General features: G+C 69.8%; 2 protein-coding genes. Both read right to left on the bottom strand.

The features are described from left to right. Positions 1-53: 53 nt before the first annotated feature. The gene (locus tag EQG76_RS23680; protein WP_159716930.1) at positions 54-1,367 is read right to left on the bottom strand and encodes an MFS transporter; all 1,314 of its coding nucleotides are present in this window, start codon (positions 1,365-1,367) and stop codon (positions 54-56) included. A 129-nt stretch (positions 1,368-1,496) separates the two neighbouring features. Next, on the bottom strand, positions 1,497-2,279 hold the full coding sequence (locus EQG76_RS23675; RefSeq protein ID WP_159716927.1) for a Crp/Fnr family transcriptional regulator: 783 nt from the start codon (positions 2,277-2,279) through the stop codon (positions 1,497-1,499). Positions 2,280-2,382: the final 103 nt, after the last annotated feature.

Raw genomic sequence — 2,382 nt, 5'->3', positions numbered from 1 at the left:
GTCAAGACGTGCAGCGCCGCCGCCTGGATGGCGGTCGGCGCTGCCGGAAGCGGTCAGGCTGCCCGGGCTGCGGCCTCCTCGAGCCGACCGGCCGGCCGATCCTCGTGGATGCAGGCCAGGGCTATGAGGCTGAGCACGGCGGAGCCGGCCAGGTAGTAGCCGACATGGCCCAGGCCATAGCTGGAGGCCAGCCAGGTCGCGACATAGGGGGCCAGCGAGGCGCCGAAGATGCCGGCCAGGTTGAAGGCGAGCGAGGCGCCGGTGTAGCGGACCGCGGTGGGGAAGGGGTCCGCCAGCGCCGCGCCCAGCGGGCCATAGGTCATACCCATCAGGGCCAGGCCCAGAATGCAGAACAGGAGGGCGGAGGCGGGCTCACCCGGCAGGAACAGGCTGGACATGACCAGGCCGAACAGGCCAATCGTGGCAGTGACCAAGCCCAGCACCAGCCGGCGGCCGAACCGGTCGGAGAGCCACGCCGCCACCGGGATGGTCAGGCCGAAGAACAGGACGCCGATCATCTGGTAGATCAGGAACTCGACGCGGGTGTAGCCCAGCGCCGTGGTGCCCCAGCTCAGCGAGAACACCGTCATCAGGTAGAACAGCACGAAGGTGGCCAGGGCCGCGACCGTGCCGATCAGCACGTTCAGCTTCTGCTCGCGCAGCACGGCCATGACCGGGACCGCGACCCGCTCCTGCTTTTCGATCGCCCGGCGGAAGGCCGGGGTCTCCGAGATCTTCAGCCGCACATAGAGGCCTACCCCCACCAGGATGGCGCTGAGCAGGAAGGGCAGCCGCCAGCCCCAGGCGAAGAAGCTCTCATCGGTCATGGTCTCGGTCAGCAGGAGGAACAGGGCAGCCGAGAGCAGAAAGCCGATGGGGGCGCCCAGTTGCGGGAACATGCCGTACCAGGTGCGCCGGCCGGGCGGGGCGTTCTCAGTGGCGAGCAGCACCGCACCGCCCCACTCGCCGCCCAATCCTAGCCCCTGGCCCAGCCGGCACAGGGCCAGGAGCAGCGGTGCCAGGACGCCGATCGAATCGTAGGTCGGCAGCAGGCCGATCAGGACGGTCGACACGCCCATGGTCATGAGGGCCGCCACCAGCGTCGCCTTGCGGCCGACCCGGTCGCCGAAATGGCCGAACAGGGCGGCACCAATCGGCCGGGCGAAGAAGGCGATCGAGAAGGTAGCGAACGACTGCAGGATCGCGGAGGTGGGGTCGCTCGCCGGGAAGAACAGGTGCGGGAACACCAGCACCGCGGCGGTGGCGTAGATGTAGAAGTCGAAGAACTCGATCGTGGTGCCCACCAGGCTCGCGGTGAGCACGCGGCGCGGGTTGTCGGCAGCCGGCTGAACGTTCCGGGAGTGCATCGAGATCCATCCGCAAAGGCCCCGGCCAGGCCGCCCGCCCGTCCGGTCGAAGGTGCAGGTCCATAGAGCCGGCTTCGCGCCGAGACCAGCCCCGGGCCGGCAGGATACAGGCGGTACCATGCCGCACTTTCAGCCGCGCACGTCCTCCAGGTGCCGGCGCAGGGCCGGCAGGTCGAGCACGACCATGGCAGCGCGCGAGCGGCTGAGGAGGCCCCGCCGCTTGAGTTCGTTGACCACGCGGTTGACCGCCTCGCGATGGCTGTCGCAGCGCGACGCCAACTCCTCGTCAGTGGGGGCGGGAACGATCTGGACCCGCATTGCGTCCGGGCGGTCCGCGGCCGCCTCGGCCAGACGGACGATGCCGCCGATAATCCGTACCGACGCCTTCGCCCCGTTCTCCGCGACCCGGTCGCTCAAGGCCCGCACCAGCCGCGCCAAGGATTTCAGCACCTCCTCGGCGACGCTCGGATGGGCCGATACCAGACGGTGGAAGCCGGCGGCCGGGATGCGCAACAGCTGGCTCGGCTGCGCCGCCTTGGCATTCGCCGAGCGCGGCTTGCCGTCCAGGGCCGCCAACTCGCCGAACCCGTCGCCCGGCTCGTAGTGGCGAAAGCCGATCTCGCGCCCGTTGAACCCGGTGGTGCTGATGGCGATCCGCCCGGAGATCAGGATGTAGACCTCGCTGCTCTGATCGCCGGTGCGGAACAGCATGCGGTTCTTGGGCAGAGTGACGAGGCTGCCTTCCTGCAGGACGTGGCGCAGGCCCGCCTCGTCGAGGCTGCGGAACCAGCGGCACCTGGCCAGCACGGCCAGGATCTCCGCGCTGCGCAGACGCCGCAGCAGCGTCCGACCGTCCGGCTCGTCCCCACGGTCGATTGCGCAGGGGGGCGGCATGCCATCGGAAGCGCTCATGGCGGCAGACCCGCGCGGAGCAGACCGATGCGGAATCGCTCCTTGTCGTCCTCCAGCGCATCGGGCTGGGTATCCATCCAGCCGCTCACCGTGAAGCCGGGCT

The sequence above is a fragment of the Geminicoccus flavidas genome (assembly GCF_009806515.1).
Classification (GTDB): Bacteria; Pseudomonadota; Alphaproteobacteria; order Geminicoccales; family Geminicoccaceae; genus Geminicoccus; species Geminicoccus flavidus.
This window is presented reverse-complemented; position numbering and strand designations above follow the sequence as displayed.

What these genes read in the sequence shown, in the direction of transcription:
- EQG76_RS23680 (WP_159716930.1), bottom strand. Translation starts at nt 1,367, where the DNA reads ATGCACTCCCGGAACGTTCAGCCGGCTGCCGACAACCCGCGCCGCGTG.
- EQG76_RS23675 (WP_159716927.1), bottom strand. Translation starts at nt 2,279, where the DNA reads ATGAGCGCTTCCGATGGCATGCCGCCCCCCTGCGCAATCGACCGTGGG.